Source organism: Candidatus Bathyarchaeia archaeon (assembly GCA_035283685.1).
Lineage (GTDB): Archaea > Thermoproteota > Bathyarchaeia > Bathyarchaeales > Bathyarchaeaceae > DATETJ01.
In genome coordinates, this window is record DATETJ010000011.1 from 43,342 (window position 1) to 58,502 (window position 15,161).

Annotated in this window: 17 protein-coding genes; 9 read left to right on the forward strand and 8 right to left on the reverse strand. The window is 47.6% G+C overall.

What is annotated here, in order from left to right; genetic code table 11:
• The first annotated feature begins 79 nt into the window (after nucleotides 1-79).
• Nucleotides 80-1,240, forward strand: coding sequence for an HAD-IA family hydrolase (locus VJ249_10705; GenBank protein HKZ95029.1), 1,161 nt, complete (start codon nucleotides 80-82; stop codon nucleotides 1,238-1,240).
• Between the two features lie 58 nt (nucleotides 1,241-1,298).
• On the opposite strand, the gene VJ249_10710 is transcribed toward VJ249_10705, so the two are convergent.
• A complete protein-coding gene (locus VJ249_10710) occupies nucleotides 1,299-2,270 on the reverse strand; it encodes a methylene-tetrahydromethanopterin dehydrogenase N-terminal domain-containing protein (protein HKZ95030.1) in 972 nt (323 codons plus the stop codon).
• A gap of 160 nt (nucleotides 2,271-2,430) precedes the next feature.
• Here VJ249_10710 and VJ249_10715 point away from each other — a divergent pair, with 160 nt between their 5' ends.
• From VJ249_10715 to mch, 5 genes are read left to right on the forward strand one after another with little or no spacing between them, the layout of a single operon-like run.
• Nucleotides 2,431-2,832, forward strand: coding sequence for a molybdopterin dinucleotide binding domain-containing protein (locus VJ249_10715; GenBank protein ID HKZ95031.1), 402 nt, complete (start codon nucleotides 2,431-2,433; stop codon nucleotides 2,830-2,832).
• Between the two features lie 8 nt (nucleotides 2,833-2,840).
• The gene (locus tag VJ249_10720) at nucleotides 2,841-4,313 is read left to right on the forward strand and encodes a formylmethanofuran dehydrogenase subunit B (protein ID HKZ95032.1); all 1,473 of its coding nucleotides are present in this window, start codon (nucleotides 2,841-2,843) and stop codon (nucleotides 4,311-4,313) included.
• Nucleotides 4,306-6,003, forward strand: coding sequence for a formylmethanofuran dehydrogenase subunit A (locus VJ249_10725; GenBank protein ID HKZ95033.1), 1,698 nt, complete (start codon nucleotides 4,306-4,308; stop codon nucleotides 6,001-6,003). Before VJ249_10720 ends, VJ249_10725 begins: the two co-directional genes overlap by 8 nt.
• Nucleotides 6,004-6,009: 6 nt before the next feature.
• Entirely contained in the window at nucleotides 6,010-6,834 is an 825-nt protein-coding gene (locus VJ249_10730; GenBank protein HKZ95034.1) for a formylmethanofuran dehydrogenase subunit C, read from the forward strand.
• A 23-nt stretch (nucleotides 6,835-6,857) separates the two neighbouring features.
• Complete coding sequence (gene mch / locus VJ249_10735) at nucleotides 6,858-7,832, forward strand: methenyltetrahydromethanopterin cyclohydrolase (GenBank protein ID HKZ95035.1); 975 nt, start codon at nucleotides 6,858-6,860, stop codon at nucleotides 7,830-7,832.
• A 1-nt stretch (nucleotide 7,833) separates the two neighbouring features.
• Here the strand turns inward: mch and VJ249_10740 are convergent, their stop codons facing one another.
• On the reverse strand, nucleotides 7,834-8,043 hold the full coding sequence (locus VJ249_10740; protein ID HKZ95036.1) for a hypothetical protein: 210 nt from the start codon (nucleotides 8,041-8,043) through the stop codon (nucleotides 7,834-7,836).
• 17 nt (nucleotides 8,044-8,060) lie between these two features.
• On the opposite strand from VJ249_10740, the gene VJ249_10745 reads away from it, so the two are divergent.
• Complete coding sequence (locus tag VJ249_10745) at nucleotides 8,061-8,606, forward strand: nitroreductase family protein (protein ID HKZ95037.1); 546 nt, start codon at nucleotides 8,061-8,063, stop codon at nucleotides 8,604-8,606.
• A gap of 143 nt (nucleotides 8,607-8,749) precedes the next feature.
• Here VJ249_10745 and VJ249_10750 read toward each other — a convergent pair whose 3' ends face one another.
• The gene (locus VJ249_10750) at nucleotides 8,750-9,316 is read right to left on the reverse strand and encodes a hypothetical protein (protein HKZ95038.1); all 567 of its coding nucleotides are present in this window, start codon (nucleotides 9,314-9,316) and stop codon (nucleotides 8,750-8,752) included.
• Between the two features lie 139 nt (nucleotides 9,317-9,455).
• Here VJ249_10750 and mobB point away from each other — a divergent pair, with 139 nt between their 5' ends.
• Entirely contained in the window at nucleotides 9,456-10,193 is a 738-nt protein-coding gene (gene mobB, locus VJ249_10755) for a molybdopterin-guanine dinucleotide biosynthesis protein B (protein ID HKZ95039.1), read from the forward strand.
• 291 nt (nucleotides 10,194-10,484) lie between these two features.
• Here the strand turns inward: mobB and VJ249_10760 are convergent, their stop codons facing one another.
• From VJ249_10760 to VJ249_10775, 4 genes are read right to left on the reverse strand one after another with little or no spacing between them, the layout of a single operon-like run.
• The gene (locus VJ249_10760) at nucleotides 10,485-11,669 is read right to left on the reverse strand and encodes an AAA family ATPase (GenBank protein ID HKZ95040.1); all 1,185 of its coding nucleotides are present in this window, start codon (nucleotides 11,667-11,669) and stop codon (nucleotides 10,485-10,487) included.
• Nucleotides 11,670-11,675: 6 nt separating this feature from the next.
• Complete coding sequence (locus tag VJ249_10765; protein ID HKZ95041.1) at nucleotides 11,676-12,563, reverse strand: hypothetical protein; 888 nt, start codon at nucleotides 12,561-12,563, stop codon at nucleotides 11,676-11,678.
• A gap of 32 nt (nucleotides 12,564-12,595) precedes the next feature.
• On the reverse strand, nucleotides 12,596-13,306 hold the full coding sequence (locus VJ249_10770; GenBank protein ID HKZ95042.1) for a CdvA-like protein: 711 nt from the start codon (nucleotides 13,304-13,306) through the stop codon (nucleotides 12,596-12,598).
• Between the two features lie 30 nt (nucleotides 13,307-13,336).
• On the reverse strand, nucleotides 13,337-14,005 hold the full coding sequence (locus VJ249_10775; GenBank protein HKZ95043.1) for a Snf7 family protein: 669 nt from the start codon (nucleotides 14,003-14,005) through the stop codon (nucleotides 13,337-13,339).
• A gap of 232 nt (nucleotides 14,006-14,237) precedes the next feature.
• Here VJ249_10775 and VJ249_10780 point away from each other — a divergent pair, with 232 nt between their 5' ends.
• The gene (locus tag VJ249_10780; GenBank protein HKZ95044.1) at nucleotides 14,238-14,456 is read left to right on the forward strand and encodes a hypothetical protein; all 219 of its coding nucleotides are present in this window, start codon (nucleotides 14,238-14,240) and stop codon (nucleotides 14,454-14,456) included.
• Between the two features lie 59 nt (nucleotides 14,457-14,515).
• Here the strand turns inward: VJ249_10780 and VJ249_10785 are convergent, their stop codons facing one another.
• A complete protein-coding gene (locus tag VJ249_10785; GenBank protein ID HKZ95045.1) occupies nucleotides 14,516-14,836 on the reverse strand; it encodes a hypothetical protein in 321 nt (106 codons plus the stop codon).
• Nucleotides 14,837-15,161 lie beyond the last annotated feature (325 nt).

Below are 15,161 nucleotides of genomic sequence, written 5' to 3' on the forward strand. Positions count from 1 at the left end.
CTGTTGAAATAGAAGGACTTCATATGATAGATTGCGTGGTGCTCAGTGCGTCGACATCAATACAGGAGGCTTGTTGAACATGATCAAAGCAGTCATTTTTGACATGGACGGAGTAATTGTCGACAGCGAGCCCATGCACATCGAAGCTGAAAAGCGAATTCTGCTAAAGCATGGAGCCAGAGTGTCAACGGATGAATTGAGGACATATACTGGAACCACAGCTGAATTCGAGTTCACAGATTTGATACAAAAGTACAGGTTGAACACGACGGTAGATAGGCTATTTCGGGAAAAGGAGGCTATCCTCTTCAAGCTGCTGGAGAAAAAAACCAAGCCTACGAAGGGAGTGATTAGACTAATCAAGAGCCTGAAGAAGTGCGGTCTTAGACTCGCAATTGCATCCAGCGGACACAGAAAGCTGGTACAGTATTTTCTGAGGAAACTGAAAATTGCCAGACTCTTCGACTCTGTAGTCTGTGCAGAGGATATTAGTCGAAGTAAGCCTGACCCGGAGATATTCCTGAAAGCAGCAAGGAGCCTTGGCTTGGGTCCCGCTGAGTGCATAGTCATCGAGGACTCCAAACTGGGAGTGGAGGCAGCAAAAAGTGCTGGAATGAAATGCATAGCTTACAGGAACCCGAATAGTGGCAACCAAGACTTGTCAAAAGCCGACATGGTAATCGATGACTTCTCCAAGCCTGACGTTCAAACGGTTGTTTACCCGTATCCTAAAGAGTATGAAGCCTATTGGAAACTTCGTGATGGACGCACGGTTTTGCTGCGACCAATAAAACCCGAAGACGAGCCTTTGTGGTTAGACATGTTTAAGGAGTTCTCGGAAGAAGCCATCCGCTACAGGTTCTTTGAACTCATAAAAGACACGCCACATGAAGTTCGGGCTCGATACTGCAAAATTGACTATAGCCGAGAGATGGCTATTGTAGCTGAGCTAACAGAAGACGGACGCAGGAAAATCTTGGGCGTCGTCAGACTCAGCATAGAATCAGACAGAAAAACCGGGGAAATCGCTTTCATAGTTGCTGACACGTATCAAGGTTTAGGATTAGGCACAAAATTCGTTGAATATATGGTCAAGATTGGTCGTGGTCTCGGGCTGGAAAGCATTTACGGCATAATGTTGCCGGACAATGTCAAGGCTATCAGACTCGCGAAGAAAATGGGTTTCGTAAGCACGCATCTAAAGGACGGCACATTCAAAGTGACACTTGACCTGAAGTGAAAACCCTTCTCTTTAAGACGAAAGCAACGAGGTTAGCAGAAAGCGAGGCAGGGAGCGGCTAAAAGGGGAGAAGGTTTCGTCCAGTTTCGCTTGGGTTTTGCTTCTCCTTGCTTTTCTGGAGTTTCTCCAGCACTATTGATTTAGCGATTTCGTACGCGGTTTTGTAGTCGAATATTCCTTTAGGCGATTCCACAGCTCGTCTAAACAACTGCGCTTCAATCTTGTTCTTAAACGTGCCAATTGCCAGTGCCCCAATGCCCCAAACACTTGGCTTTATTTCGACATTTTCATCGGTGGGTTTGAGCCCTTCTACACCCAGTGGTGGAATCGCGTTGATGTCGGCTACGACTTTGCACTTTGTTCCAAATTCTTCGAGTGCCACCCTTGGGAGTAATGCAATTCCAGCTGCGCCAGCTGACAGTACCACGTGTGAGTCTTTTATCGCTTCGCCGATTTCGTGCGGAGAGGCTGCTTGTACTCCGCGTGCTTTGTCAGTGCCTATTTCCTCGTTGATTTTGTTTGCAATGGCAGTTGACCTAGTCAGGTCTCTTGAGGTGACGACAACGTTTGCACCTTCAACGGCATAGAGTCTTGAGGCAACTTGGCCAACTGGGCCTGTTCCTGCTAGCACTGTGGTGGTCTTATCGCTGAAGTCTCCTAGATTCTTCTCCATGAGTGTCGACAGCGTCTTGGCTACGGCTGCCGAGGCTGTGGTGTAGGCTCCTCTTGGATCAACTATCACTGCCAACTCAAAAGGGGGAAACATGCTTTTCTTTGCGATTTCGAGAATCTGGATGGCTTTTTCAACGTCGTATCCGCCTATGAATAGCTTGGTCTGTTTTGCTCCGTCTGGTCCACGGGGAAACATTGCATCTTGGATGATGCGTTTTGAGTCCTCAGGCGCGACATTACTATAAGCGAGGATTTGAGCTTCTGGAAATAAGTCGACTGCAGTTAGAATGTCAAATGGGCTAGCGTGCTTGTCTGTGTCAAGGAACATTATGACAGTTTTCTTGACTGGTTTTGACATTTTCTCTCACCTTTGTAACACAATTGGTATAACCCTTACATCGTCAATTTGCTTATAAAATCTGCCGCGCCCTTGTGGTAAGCTTAATAGGTTGCAATCTGGTTAGTAGATTTTTCAACACCCACGCCAAAGCTTCAATATTGATGTTTGGAGAATCACAATGCCCAGTTTGAAAGTGACGCTTCTTACGGGTCGAACATTGCGCCAAGGACAGGGAAAGGAATACGGCAAACTTTCTGAACGATACAGGAAAAGCGTGGCGACCTGTGAAATCGACCCAGAAGACCTGAAGAAACTAAGCATTAAAGACGGGACAACAGTGAAAGTCACGACAAGCTACGGTTCAGTTGCGGTGCGAGCCATAAAATCATTGCGTGGACCGCATCCCGGCAGTGTCTTTGTTCCGTACGGACCGTGGGCAAGCGTTATAGTTGGTTCAAAGACCCATGGTACAGGTATGCCTTCTTTCAAGGGCATTGAAGCAGTTGTCGAACCTGCTGACGACGATTCAAGAGTGCTGACTCTACAGGAATTGCTTCTGACTCATTACGGCAAGAAGTGAAGGTCTCAATGACAGTTATCTCGAACGTCACGTGTCCGGTGTGCGGCTCGCTCTGCGACGATCTGGAAATCGAAGTTGAGAACAACGTTGTAACCAAAGTGAAGAACGCTTGCGGCATGGGCGAATCCAAGTTCCTAGGCTACTCAGGCCATCGACCCTTGAAACCACTCATACGCAGAAATGGCGAACTTGTAGAAGTCTCAATGAAGGAAGCGATCCAAAAAAGTGCTGAAATTCTGGCACAAGCGTTCTATCCGATTCTATACGGCTGGTCCAACACAAGTTGTGAAGCCACGCGAGTTGGAGTGGAACTGGCTGAAGAACTTGGCGGCGTGATTGACAATACCTCAACGGTTTGCCATGGCCCATCAGTTTTGAGTATTCAAGACGTAGGGTTTTCAACTTCCACATTGGGCCAGGTTCGGCATCGGGCAGACTTGGTTCTTTATTGGGGCAGTAATCCGTGGAGTGCGCATCCGAGGCATATTGAGAGATACACCAACTTCACTGAAGGCAGATTTCGTCACAGTGAATGGCACAAATATCTCTCAGGCCTTAGCGCATATCGATCAAAGAAAAGAGTAGAAAGAGCATGCAGATTAGCGGAAGAAATTCATGAAGCAGCCGCTGAAACAAGCGTTGCCAAAGAGAGACCGCGGCAACTGCCTTCATCCTTGCTTGAAAAGGAAAGAAAAATGATCGTTGTCGACGTGCGCAGAACGCGATCTGCCGACATAGCCGATTGTTTCCTGCAAGTTGAGCCAAACACGGACTATGAAGTGTTTCAAGCCTTGCGCGCCCTGCTGAAAGAAGAGGAGTTGCAGGTCGATCAAGTTGGCGGCGTGCCAGTTGAGGTCTTAGAAGACCTAGTCGACGTGCTCGTCAGCTGTGAGTTTGGTGTGCTGTTTTTCGGCGTCGGCTTAACCATGAGTGAGGGCAAACTGCGCAATATTGAAGCAGGCATATCTTTGGTTCGGGATTTGAACCAGTACACTAAGTTCATTATCATGCCTATGCGCGGACATTACAATGTCACTGGAGCCAACATAGTTTCAACTTGGCAGACTGGCTATCCGTTCGCGGTGGACATGTCGCGTGGTTATCCACGGTACAATCCTGGTGAAACGTCGGTTGTCGATATTTTGAGTCGCGGTGAATCAGACGCTGCTGTGATTGTGGCTTCCGATCCCGTGGCGCATTTTCCTAAGGAAGCGGTGAAAAACCTCGTAGAGAAACCGCTTATTGTGATAGACCCAGAAATGAACGCGACCTCTTTGCTCGCGGACATCTTGTTTCCATGCGCCATTGCGGGCATAGAGGCAGAAGGCACTGCTTACAGGATGGACAGAGTACCGTTACCGTTGAAGAAAGTCGTGAAGCCGCCTAGAGCTTTCCTCTCAGATGGGGAGATATTAACCAAGATTCTTCGTGAAGTGCGTCGAATCAAGAAGAGCAAGGAAGAGGTCGTAGCGAATGGCTGAACTGCTAATCAAGAATGGGTTCGTTTACGACCCCATCAATGGGATCAACAGAGAAAAGATGGACGTCTCAGTCAAAGACGGCAAAGTAGTTGACAAACTGAGTGGTAAAAGAAAGAAAATAGTTGATGCTACTGGCATGATTGTGATGCCTGGTGGCGTGGACATCCACTCTCATATAGCTGGACCCAAGGTTAACGCAGGACGCTTGCTTAGACCAGAGGATCATTATAAGGATGTGGAACCCAAAACTGAGAAGACCCGCGCAGGTGTTGGTCGCTCCGTTCCTTCAACGTTTACTACAGGTTATCGATATGCTCGAATGGGCTACACCACAGTCATGGAACCCGCGATGCCACCGCTAATGGCTCGTCACGTGCATGAAGAATTGAACGATACACCCATGATAGACAAAGCTGCCTTTCCGCTTTTGAATGACTGCTGGTTTGTTTTGGAACCTCTTCAGAAAGGCATGATAGAAGACGCTGCTGCCTATGTGGCTTGGACTATGGAAGCCACAAGAGGTTACGCAATAAAACTGGTCAACCCAGGCGGACTTGAAGCATGGGGTTTCGGGAGGAATGTAAGAAACATAGACGACACCGTACCGCATTTTGGCATCACGCCCAAGGAGATCATACAAGGGCTCTGCAAGGTCAACAAGCTACTTCACTTACCCCATACGATTCACGTGCATACAAACAACTTGGGGAAACCAGGCAACTACGAAACTTGCCTAGAAACTATGAAGTGTGTTGAAAACCTAGCCAACAACGATAAACCAGTGATGCACGTGACTCACTGCCAGTTCAGTTCATTCAAGGGAAGCGACTGGCGCACCTTCGAATCAGGAGCCGATGAAATCGCAAAATACGTGAACAACCATAGCCACGTCACCACAGACATAGGGCAAGTTGTTTTCACGGACACGACAACCATGACCGCGGATGGACCGTTCCAATACATTCTCTATCAGCTTAGCCACAACAAATGGATAAACAACGATGTTGAAACAGAGACAAGCGCTGGCATAGTACCGTTCACCTACAAACGTAGCAGTTTTGTTCATGCCACACAGTGGTCAATTGGTCTGGAACTGGCACTGTTGATCAAAGACCCGTGGAAAATCTATATGACAACAGATCATCCAAACGCTGCGCCTTTCATCTTCTACCCCAAAATTATAACTTGGCTCATGAGCAGAACCGCAAGAGAGAAGTTGCTGAATAAAGTCAGCAAGCGGGCTAGACACAAGAGCCTTTTGCCAACCATAGACAGAGAGTACACCTTTTACGAGTTGGCAATCGCTACAAGAGCTGGGCAGGCAAAGTCCCTAGGGCTGAGCAACAAAGGTCATTTAGGCGTAGGAGCAGACGCCGACATAGCTGTTTACAACGTCAACCCAGAGCAAGTAGACCCATCTAAACAATACAAGCTGGTTCGTAAAGCTTTCAAGAAAGCTGCATACACGATCAAAGACGGCCAGATTGTAGTTAGAGACGGCGAGATCGTCAAACCTGTTGACGGCAGAACCTTCTGGGTCAAGCCGGAGTTGTCTAATCCAAAAATGGAGATGTCACCAAGGCTTAAGGAAGCCTTTGAGGACTACTACACAGTGCAATATGAAAACTACATTGTGCCGGAACATCATCTCACCAATTCACATCCAATCCACATTAGGACGGAGGTCTAAACCATAATCGCCGTAGTCAGCTTACGCCCAAAATACGTGTTCAAAGCTCCCGTCGAAGCTGACTATTTATCGCCCGACTCTTTTGCTGGTAAGACCTTGGGTGAAATATCTAAGTTGCCTATGTGGGAAGGAAACAAACAACGCACAATAGGTGAACTGTTCGAGATCGAAGGCGAGCCAACAGCAAAACCTGAAGAACAGAGCATCCATCTCCACGGCGATGTAAGTAGAGTCAGGCGAATTGGCTCAGGCATGTCAGCGGGAGAAATCATGGTCTTCGGAGACGCAGGCTTGCACACAGGCGAAGAGATGAAGGGCGGCAAGATCACAGTTGGCGGCAACGCTGATTCATGGCTAGGCGCCATGATGAAAGATGGAACAATAGAAGTCAAGGGAAATGCAGGCGACTACGTCGGCGCAGCCTACAGAGGCAGCGTCAAAGGCATGCGCGGCGGCACCATCATAATCCATGGAAACGCAGGAAACGAACTTGGCTGCTTCATGAGAAAGGGATTGATCAAAATCTATGGCAGCACGGCTCAGTTTGCTGGCGTACATATGAGAAACGGTACAATATTCATCACGGGCAGCTCAAGCGGCAGAGTAGGCGCGGAAATGACCGGCGGAAAGGTGATTGTCAACGGCAGACTGAACGAGGTTCTGCCGACCTTCTTGATTGACAGTCTCAAGCCAAAGGTCAAGGTGGACGGAGAAGAAATCACTGGTCCGTTCTACATGTTCATTGGCGACACGGTTGAGGAAGGTGAAGGCAAGCTGTACGTCTCAAAGGCAGCAAACCCGCACCTGAAGTTTTATGAGCAGTTTCTATAGACTTCTGTTCCGTGGGTCAACTGGTGTCAACAACAAAGCTCAGCGTGAACAGAAAAGCACTGATGCTTGTAAACAAGCTACGCGCTAATGCAGACGAATACGGCGTCACTGTTAAAGTGCACAGAAGAGGTGCGACGCTCATCGACGCCGGAATCGAGGCGAGAGGCGGATTTCAGGCTGGAAAGATCATAACCGAAATCTGCCTTGGAGGACTAGGAAAAGCCAAGATATGCGTAATGCAGTATGACGATCTGATTTTGCCCTCTGTTTTCGTTCACACAAATCATCCAGCCATATCGACTCTGGGCTCTCAGTTTGCCGATTGGCGGATTAAGCAAGACGAGTTCTCAGCTATCGGTTCTGGACCAGCCCGAGCATTAGCGAGAAAAAACCGACAATTATACGAAGAAATCGCTTATCGCGATAAGCATGACTCAACTGCTATGGTGCTTGAAACAAGCACCGAGCCTCCGGTAACTGTGATAGAGGAAATTGCCAAGAGCTGCAAGGTTTCAGCGAGCAATCTATCTTTGATCCTTGTGCCAACCACGAGTATAGCTGGCTCAACTCAGGTTTCTGGGCGTGTCGTGGAGACTGGTCTGCACAAACTTATGAAGATAGGCGTAGACCCTAAGAAAGTGCTGAATGCTTATGGCTTGGCGCCCATTGCGCCCGTACATCCCAAGTTCATTGTAGCTATGGGTCGAACCAACGACGCCATTCTCTACGCTGGATTTGCTCACTACGACATATCGGGCTATACCGATAAAGAGCTTGAAGGCATTGTTAAGCAAGCACCATCTTCAGCTTCCCAAGGTTACGGACAGCCTTTCCAGCAAGTTTTCAAGAACGCCAACTACGACTTCTATAAAATCGATCCACATTTGTTTGCGCCAGCGGTTGTCTCGGTATGCAATGTTGACACAGGAAGCGTACTCAAAGCTGGCAGGACTAACTCTGAGGTTCTCAAACGATCCATGGGTTTGAAAATTCTGTAGGTTAGCATGCTTTCGAGTCACCGATCTTGACGTAAACAAGGGCTCCGGGAATTATGTTGAGGCGAAAACTCATGGGCAGGCTAAAATTGCGACGGTCTCCGTCTCCATGCACGGAATCTAAGACTAGCCAGAAGCTGCTATAACTTAAGCAGTCGCTGAACAGCAACTTCAACGCTTTTATCGGAAAGATGCTGAGAAGTAGGTTCTGCATTCACGGAGCTGAACGTCATGGACTTGTTCCGAGCAATCAAAGAACGAAGAAGCATACGTAGGTTCAAACAAGAACCGTTACCCACAAAGGACTTGATGAAGATCTTGGAGGCTGCACGCTTGGCTCCCTCTGGAGGCAACCGTCAGCCCTGGTATTTCATAATCGTGAGAGACCTTGAAACAAAGAAAAACCTGTCAAATGCAGCTAGGAATCAGAAATTCATAGCTGACGCTGACACAGTGGTCATAGCCATAGGTGACCCGCTCACGTCCGCAGCCAAGCTGCCCTACACGCTTTCGTCTACTAGAATACCTTTCAGGCAAGAACCAATGATTGCAGTAGAGCACATGGTTCTGGCTGCAACGGCTTTAGGCTACGGAACATGCTGGATAGGTGCATTCAACGAAGACGAAGTCAAAAGAATTCTCAAGATCCCAGAGAACCTTGCGGTTATCGCATTGTTGCCCATCGGCGTCGCTGACGAAGCTCCACAAGCAAGACAAAGAAAAACCTTCACAGAAATATTCTTCAAGGAATCATACGGAACGCCCATGGAAACATAAAACGAGTCCAGAATAACAAGAAAGGATTCCTTACCGCAGATAACTTGTAACTGCCAGTCTGATAACGTCAGGCATCGCGCAGCACATCTAATCCATAGGACCTGCTCACAACGACTGATTACCAGTTGAAACCCTTTTGAGCCTTATTGGGAGAGGTGGGAATCGAAAAAGGCGGATATAAAATCGCGGAATCCGCTGTTGCCTGCAAGTGCCCCGATAAGAACACTCATTACTCCTAGCTCCATCCAAGCCTTGATTGATATGGAGATCACAAGGGGGACACTCAGCCAACCGAAGAAGAAAGGAATCAACGCAAGAAAGAAGAAGACCGTGAACAAGAACTCGGGCACATATCCGAGCAAGACAAACGGTATTGCACGCGTAGATGGATGCGGACTCTTACTGACATGAAAGCCCTTGAAAAGCAACCCCGCGGTCAGCCCCGTGAGGGCCTTACCAATAGGCAAGCCAATCATGCCCAGCCATGAGAGCTGTCCCATCGGCCCGAATAAAACTCCCGCGCTAATGCCTCCCCCGAACCCTGTGATAAAACCCAGCGCAGGACCTCCGTACAAAGCGATTATAAGCGTTGTTACAAGAGAAAAATCGAAGCCGACTTGGCCGACACGAGTGAGCCCTATAGGAAGGAGTGAGAGGACGTTTCCTAGGACCGCCATTGTTATGACAAGAGTTATCATCTTGGAATTCATCGGTGTTCGCCTTCCAGCGAGATAAGCACGTAACCTATTTAAGAGTAGCTACTCAAAAACGGCAAATCAGAAACGCTTAAACGCTTATTTCAAGACAACCAGCCATTCAATAAAAGACCCTTAAAGGAACCAGAGCACCATGCAGGCACCATTAAGTATTCCGGTAATAGCAGTCGTGGGAAGCCGACACTCAGGTAAAACAGCCACAGTTGAAACCGTGGTTAGGGGATTAACCAAGAAAGGCTACCGTGTCGCCACAGCCAAACACATCCACGACATAAATTTCACAATTGACACCGAAGGACGCGACACTTGGAGACACACGAAAGCAGGCGCACACATAACGCTCGCCGTTTCAGCAAGCGAGCTCGCCACAATCAACAAGTTGGACACATCTCAACTCACCCTAAGCGACATAACAAAACACTGCGAAGACAAAACAGAAGTCATTGTTCTCGAAGGCTTCAGAGGACTAATCGACCAAGACCTAACCGTGCCCAAAATCGTCACAGCCAAGAACAAACAAGAGATAGAAGAAGCAACCCAAGTCTTCAAGCCCATCCTAGCTTTCACAACGATGTCACCCAAAGCCGAGTTCAAAGAACTCAAGACTCCCCCAGTCGACATCAAAAAAGAAACAGAAAAACTCATCCAAATAATCGACCAACGCATAAACCCAATAATAACCAAAAGACGAGAGACCACAGTCTCGACAAGCATCGACATCAACGGAAAACCACTGCCACTTAACCCATACGTCCAAAAAATCACACGAAACGTACTCCTTGCCATCCTCTCCACACTAAAAGGAACACAACCCACAGGAAACGAAAACATCCAAATCAAAATCACAACCCCAAACAAACCAACAAGCTAAAACTCGCAAATTCACACAAGTCACCAGAAATCACACAGAATCACACAAAGCAACCCTACGTCACGTTGAATAACGCAAAATCACACTAAACTATCAAATTGACGAACACACAAGAAAGGGTTATTGGGGTTTGGAGAAGGGGTCGAAAGAGAGAAAGGAATCCACTCGAAAAACACGTAAAATTTTACGAGTGATACTTCTCCAAACCTGTCCAACCCGTGAGCCATGCTGGTCAACCACGTTAACATGAATCAACTCGCTCGCCATATGGAACAAACAAAAAATGGGAGTTTAGAGGGCTTTAAACGCATCAAACCACTTGTTATACGAAGCAACCATATCCACCGACACACTCGGCTTCCTCGTCTCCAGAATACCTCGAAAGTCCTCCATCGCAATCGACCTCGGCTGAGCCTGCTTGTCCTTGGCTCTGCCTGACTCAAAGAATTCACCGACTACCTTGAGATGAGCTGACTGAGCCGCATCTCTTATGTCACTGCCTGAGAATCCCTCAGAAATGCGACTCAATTCGTAAAGATCCATGTCGGGTCCAAGCGTCAAATGACTGGTGTACAACTTGTACATGTGCAAGCGGGCATTATAGTCTGGCAGAGGCACCAGAATACGCTTCTGAAAACGTCTGATAAACGCCCAGTCCAAGTCCCAAGGCTTGTTTGTAGCTCCAATCACATAACCATGCAGGTTCTTGCCCTTGTCGATGACGCCGTCCATCTCCTTAAGAAACTGATTGCGCATCCGAACTTCGCCGCCAACCTCGTTTGAATGCTTGCCAATCAACGAATCCAGCTCATCAATGAAGACAACAGCAGGTCGTCCGTCGCCAGCCGTCTTCCTCACAGTGTTAAACAATTTGGCAACATTCTGTTCGGCTTCTCCCAGCCACTTCGACATAATCGAAGCCGCGTCAACTGAGAAGAAAGCCGCGTCGATTTCAGTGGCAACAGCAGCAGCAAGCAAGGTCTTACCGCAGCCAGGCGGGCCAAAGAGTAGGATGCCTCTAGGCCAACCCAGCGGGAACAGGTCGGGTCTTTGAACTGGATAGACTATGGCTTCTTTGATTGCTTTCTTAGCCGGCTCGAGTCCAACAACTTCGTCCCATTTGACCATTGGCTTCTCTTTCAGCACTAACTCCTCAAAAGAAGCCTTCTTTGCATCCGACGCGGGAGCCTCACCGTTCACGCTTTCTTCGGTTGGTGGCTTTTCCTCGCTTGTCTGTGGCTCGAATGAGCCGCCCACGCCTTGTACTGCACGTATTCTTTCTTGATATGACATAGCTCTTTGAATGTACACTTTGTTCAAGCCGTAGTCGGGATATAGCTGAACAAGCTTCAGCAGTGTCTCGATGGCCTTTTGGTACATGGTGATGGCCATGCCTTTAGAGCCTTGCTTATCTAAGCGAACAGCTTCAATAGCGTAGCTGGTTGCAGATTTCTCCAATTCTGAAGAAGCACTCAACTATTCTCACCTTTGAATAACTATTTTCTGTTTTTTGCCCAAGTTATCCAACGCCTTCTCTAGGTCTTCATGGGGTACGCTTAGCTCGTTTGCGCATTGCTCTAGATCGATTTCGCCCTTTTCCTTGGCGTATTTCAGAATGACATCTTCAAGTGGTTGTTGCTCAATTACGTATGAAACCTCGCGAAGCTTGAGATCTTTGTATGTCACGTAAGACTGTGGTTCTCCATCCTCTCTCTCTTCTGAGGGCTGAGTTATTTCAGAGCACGTGGCGGACAGAGCGACCATTTGTTTCTTGACGCTTTCTCGAGGGGACTCAGCCTTCGCTGCTTCAGGAGACATAGGTGGCGCTGGCAATTGTTCAGTCAATTTTTCTTCCAGAAAAGCTGACGCTTCTTTGAGGATTTCCTCGCCAGCTTCAGTCTTGCGGGTTAGCGGCGCTATATCTTCGGCTGAAGTCATTTTCGTTACTGCTAGGGTCTCGTTTATGCTTTCGTTCACTTTTTGAAGTTCAGCCGCGACGTCGGGCATGACGTTGACCATGGTTTCCGTTAACGCGCGTAAGCTTCGCAATGCAGGTTTCAGATCTGCCATTATTTGGCTTACTTCTTTTATTGTTTCAAGTCGCAGGATGATTCGCTCAAGGGCAAGTTGACATTGCGTTATCATGTTCAGAACTTTGCGAACTTCAGACAGCTCGTTGGCTGATATTGCTGCTCGTTCTTGTCTTTTCATTCTTATCTGAGCGACGCAGGCGTTGAAGAGCCCCTTGTCTCTCTCACGCAAACGAACTGTAGCTTGTTCTAACCGCAGTTGTTGAGTTTTCAGTCTTCGAACAGTTTCAGAAATAACTTCGCTGATGGGTTGTGGTGGAGGCTGAAAAATCCTTACCAAGCTTTTTCGCTGCCTCCACTCCTTTGTCGAGTCTAACCTGTTTTGCTGGCACTTTTAACGTGCACTACAACTGGGGGCTCGGGCAGTGCTGGCGTGGATGCTGTTTTTGTTTCAGGTTCTTTCCATGGCAGTGTGGAGTCGCCGAGTAAGAGATTCGAGAGTTGACTTCTAAGTGATTCCAAGTCAGTTTTTTCGTAGTTAACTTTCTTTAGGCCATCTTGAACCATCTGGAGAGCGGTTTGGTAAGCGGTGTCGTCGATTCTGCCGATTTCGCGTTCAATTTCGATGTTGATGAGTGCTGAGTTGAGTTCTCTTATCTGTGAGTTGCACTTTGCAATCTGCTTGTCTATGGCGTCTAGGTTTGTTTGGGCGTCGGTTCTTAGTTGGTTTAGGGCGCCTTCGAAGTTCTTGTGCAGTTCGGTGAACATTTCAGATGGGATTTTCTTTTTGTCGACTAGGTCGTTGAGTGCTTGGTCTTTTCGCCATATTAGTGGGATTTCGTCGCATAAGGCTTTGACTCTGATTTTGATTGAGGGTGTGAGTGTGATTTCTTCGCCTTCCATTTTGAACTGGTCGCTTGGGTAGCTTTGGAATTCTCCGTCGCCGTGTTCTAAGAAGACTCCGTTGACTCTGCCGTTTGGGGTGACTGCGAATGATGCTATTTTGCCGACTTGTCTGCCGTATTCGTCTTTGACGGGTTTGCCTATGTATAGAAAAAGGTTGGATGTAGGTCGTGCTGACATTTTCTTACACCTCATTTATGCTTGTGTGGTTTAGCCTTGGGTTTCCGAGGTCGCTGTTTTCTCTGCTCCTAGGACGGCGGGCATCCCGGCGGGCAGGTCTGGGAATTTCTCTTTGATTCTTTGTTCGGCTACTGATGCTGCTTCGGTTAGGATCTTTTGGGCGTCTTCGTTGGCTGATTCGAAGTTTATGGTTAGTCCTGTGCTTTGTCCTGCGTCGATTATGATGCCGTTGAGTAGGTTGCCTATTTGTCCTAGTTCTCGTTCGGCTTCTGGGAATATGCTTGCCATGCCTGTTCTGACTGTGCGTAGGACGCCGACTGCTGGGGCTAGTGTTGAGACTACGTCGCCGAGTTCGCCTACGGTTCTTAGTCTGAGTACGATTTGTTCTAGTGCTAATCGTGCGTGCATTATCATTTTTTCCATTTTTCGGACTTCGGCTAGTTCGTTGGCGAAGACGTTTGCGCGTGGCATGTCGTGTTTGCTGTAGGCTTCAACTATGCGGACGAATATGGTTTTGTCGCGTTCTGTGAATCTTTCTGCTGCGTTGTCTAAACGTTGGACTTGGAGTTCAATTCGGCGTACGGCGAAGTCTAAGCGCGGCTTGAGCGGGCCTGGTGGTCGTACTGCTTCTTTGAGTCTTGATTGGATGGGTGTGGTTTCTTCTCTTTCTCCCCATTTTTTGGCAAATCTTTCTGACATAAATTTTTTTCCTCCGAAAGAGGATAGCGTGAGATAACTGTATTTTTACGCATCTAACACGTGGAGATTATTGTGGGATATATGTGGGAGTATATGCTCTAAGTGTTTTTGCGTTGTTTGTTGATTTTCACTATGCAATTGCTTGGGGTTTCAGGGGGGTTTTTTACGTTTTTGTGTAAGTAAGTTAGAAAAGGCAGTCTTTGGTTTTATTTGTTTTCAAGGGTGAAAAAGTTTGGGTGACAGAATTAAGATGATTGGGACCTTTGCTTTGCTTGGTTTCTTTGCTGGCATGGTGGCTAATGCGACTTGGAAGTATGTGATTCCTTGGCTTAGTGCTGTGGTGTTTCCTACGCTTGGGCTGGAGTGGATTTTCAGTGGCATTGCTGGTGCGTTCATTACTTTGGGTCTCGTGACTGCTTGGGCGTACATTAGTGGTCCTGGCGATACGTAAGAGCTAGGGTTCCTGTAATTTCACCATATTTTCTTTTCTCTTTGTTTAGCTGTGGCTCGTTAGTATGAGTGCAGAAAATTTTTTTGCGGTGGAAGTTCTACTTTTCTGTTTGCTTTGTAGTTTCTGTTTTGGTTTTTGATTGGTGTTTTGGGCTCAGTGGAACTTGCGGCTGGGTCTAATAGTTGCTGCTTGAGGTCGTTGACTGGTAAGTTGCTCGTTGTTTTGCCCACCTTAGCAAGTATGAATGTGTGTTTCTGGTTTAGGTAGGCTATGCCTGCTCCGTGTCCGCCCACAGGCGTGGGTTCACCAGGTTCCTGTTCGCTTTCAAGTATGTTTAGGACTTGTATGACTTGCGTGATAGGGATGGGTTGGTTTCCCATGTAGGCGAATATACCGCACATACGGGTAAGGTTGCATGATGATTCTTTTAACTCTGTGGCTGAAGGCTGAATGTGGTGTTTGTATGCGTTGCGGGAAGAGTAATTTCAAAAGAAGAAGGGAACAATCGCTTAGCGCCTTCTTCTACTTTGTGTCTAGTTGTTGTTGACCATGCGAGCGTAGACTGTTTGTGGCGGGTTTCTGTTCAGATGTTGTTAACTTCGGCTTAGAACAAGTAATAATACCGTGCTGGTTTCTGTTCAGAAGTAGTAGTCTGCGTCGCCTGTCTGTTGACTACTTCTTTGTTGGGAGGCGGCGGGGCTGTGT

Coding starts and splice junctions, on each gene's coding strand:
- mobB (HKZ95039.1), top strand. CDS start 9,456: ATGCAGGCACCATTAAGTATTCCGGTAATAGCAGTCGTGGGAAGCCGA.
- VJ249_10720 (HKZ95032.1), top strand. CDS start 2,841: ATGACAGTTATCTCGAACGTCACGTGTCCGGTGTGCGGCTCGCTCTGC.
- VJ249_10770 (HKZ95042.1), bottom strand. CDS start 13,306: ATGTCAGCACGACCTACATCCAACCTTTTTCTATACATAGGCAAACCC.
- VJ249_10715 (HKZ95031.1), top strand. CDS start 2,431: ATGCCCAGTTTGAAAGTGACGCTTCTTACGGGTCGAACATTGCGCCAA.
- VJ249_10705 (HKZ95029.1), top strand. CDS start 80: ATGATCAAAGCAGTCATTTTTGACATGGACGGAGTAATTGTCGACAGC.
- VJ249_10710 (HKZ95030.1), bottom strand. CDS start 2,270: ATGTCAAAACCAGTCAAGAAAACTGTCATAATGTTCCTTGACACAGAC.
- VJ249_10775 (HKZ95043.1), bottom strand. CDS start 14,005: ATGTCAGAAAGATTTGCCAAAAAATGGGGAGAAAGAGAAGAAACCACA.
- VJ249_10725 (HKZ95033.1), top strand. CDS start 4,306: ATGGCTGAACTGCTAATCAAGAATGGGTTCGTTTACGACCCCATCAAT.
- VJ249_10745 (HKZ95037.1), top strand. CDS start 8,061: ATGGACTTGTTCCGAGCAATCAAAGAACGAAGAAGCATACGTAGGTTC.
- VJ249_10740 (HKZ95036.1), bottom strand. CDS start 8,043: ATGCAGAACCTACTTCTCAGCATCTTTCCGATAAAAGCGTTGAAGTTG.
- VJ249_10785 (HKZ95045.1), bottom strand. CDS start 14,836: ATGGGAAACCAACCCATCCCTATCACGCAAGTCATACAAGTCCTAAAC.
- VJ249_10750 (HKZ95038.1), bottom strand. CDS start 9,316: ATGAATTCCAAGATGATAACTCTTGTCATAACAATGGCGGTCCTAGGA.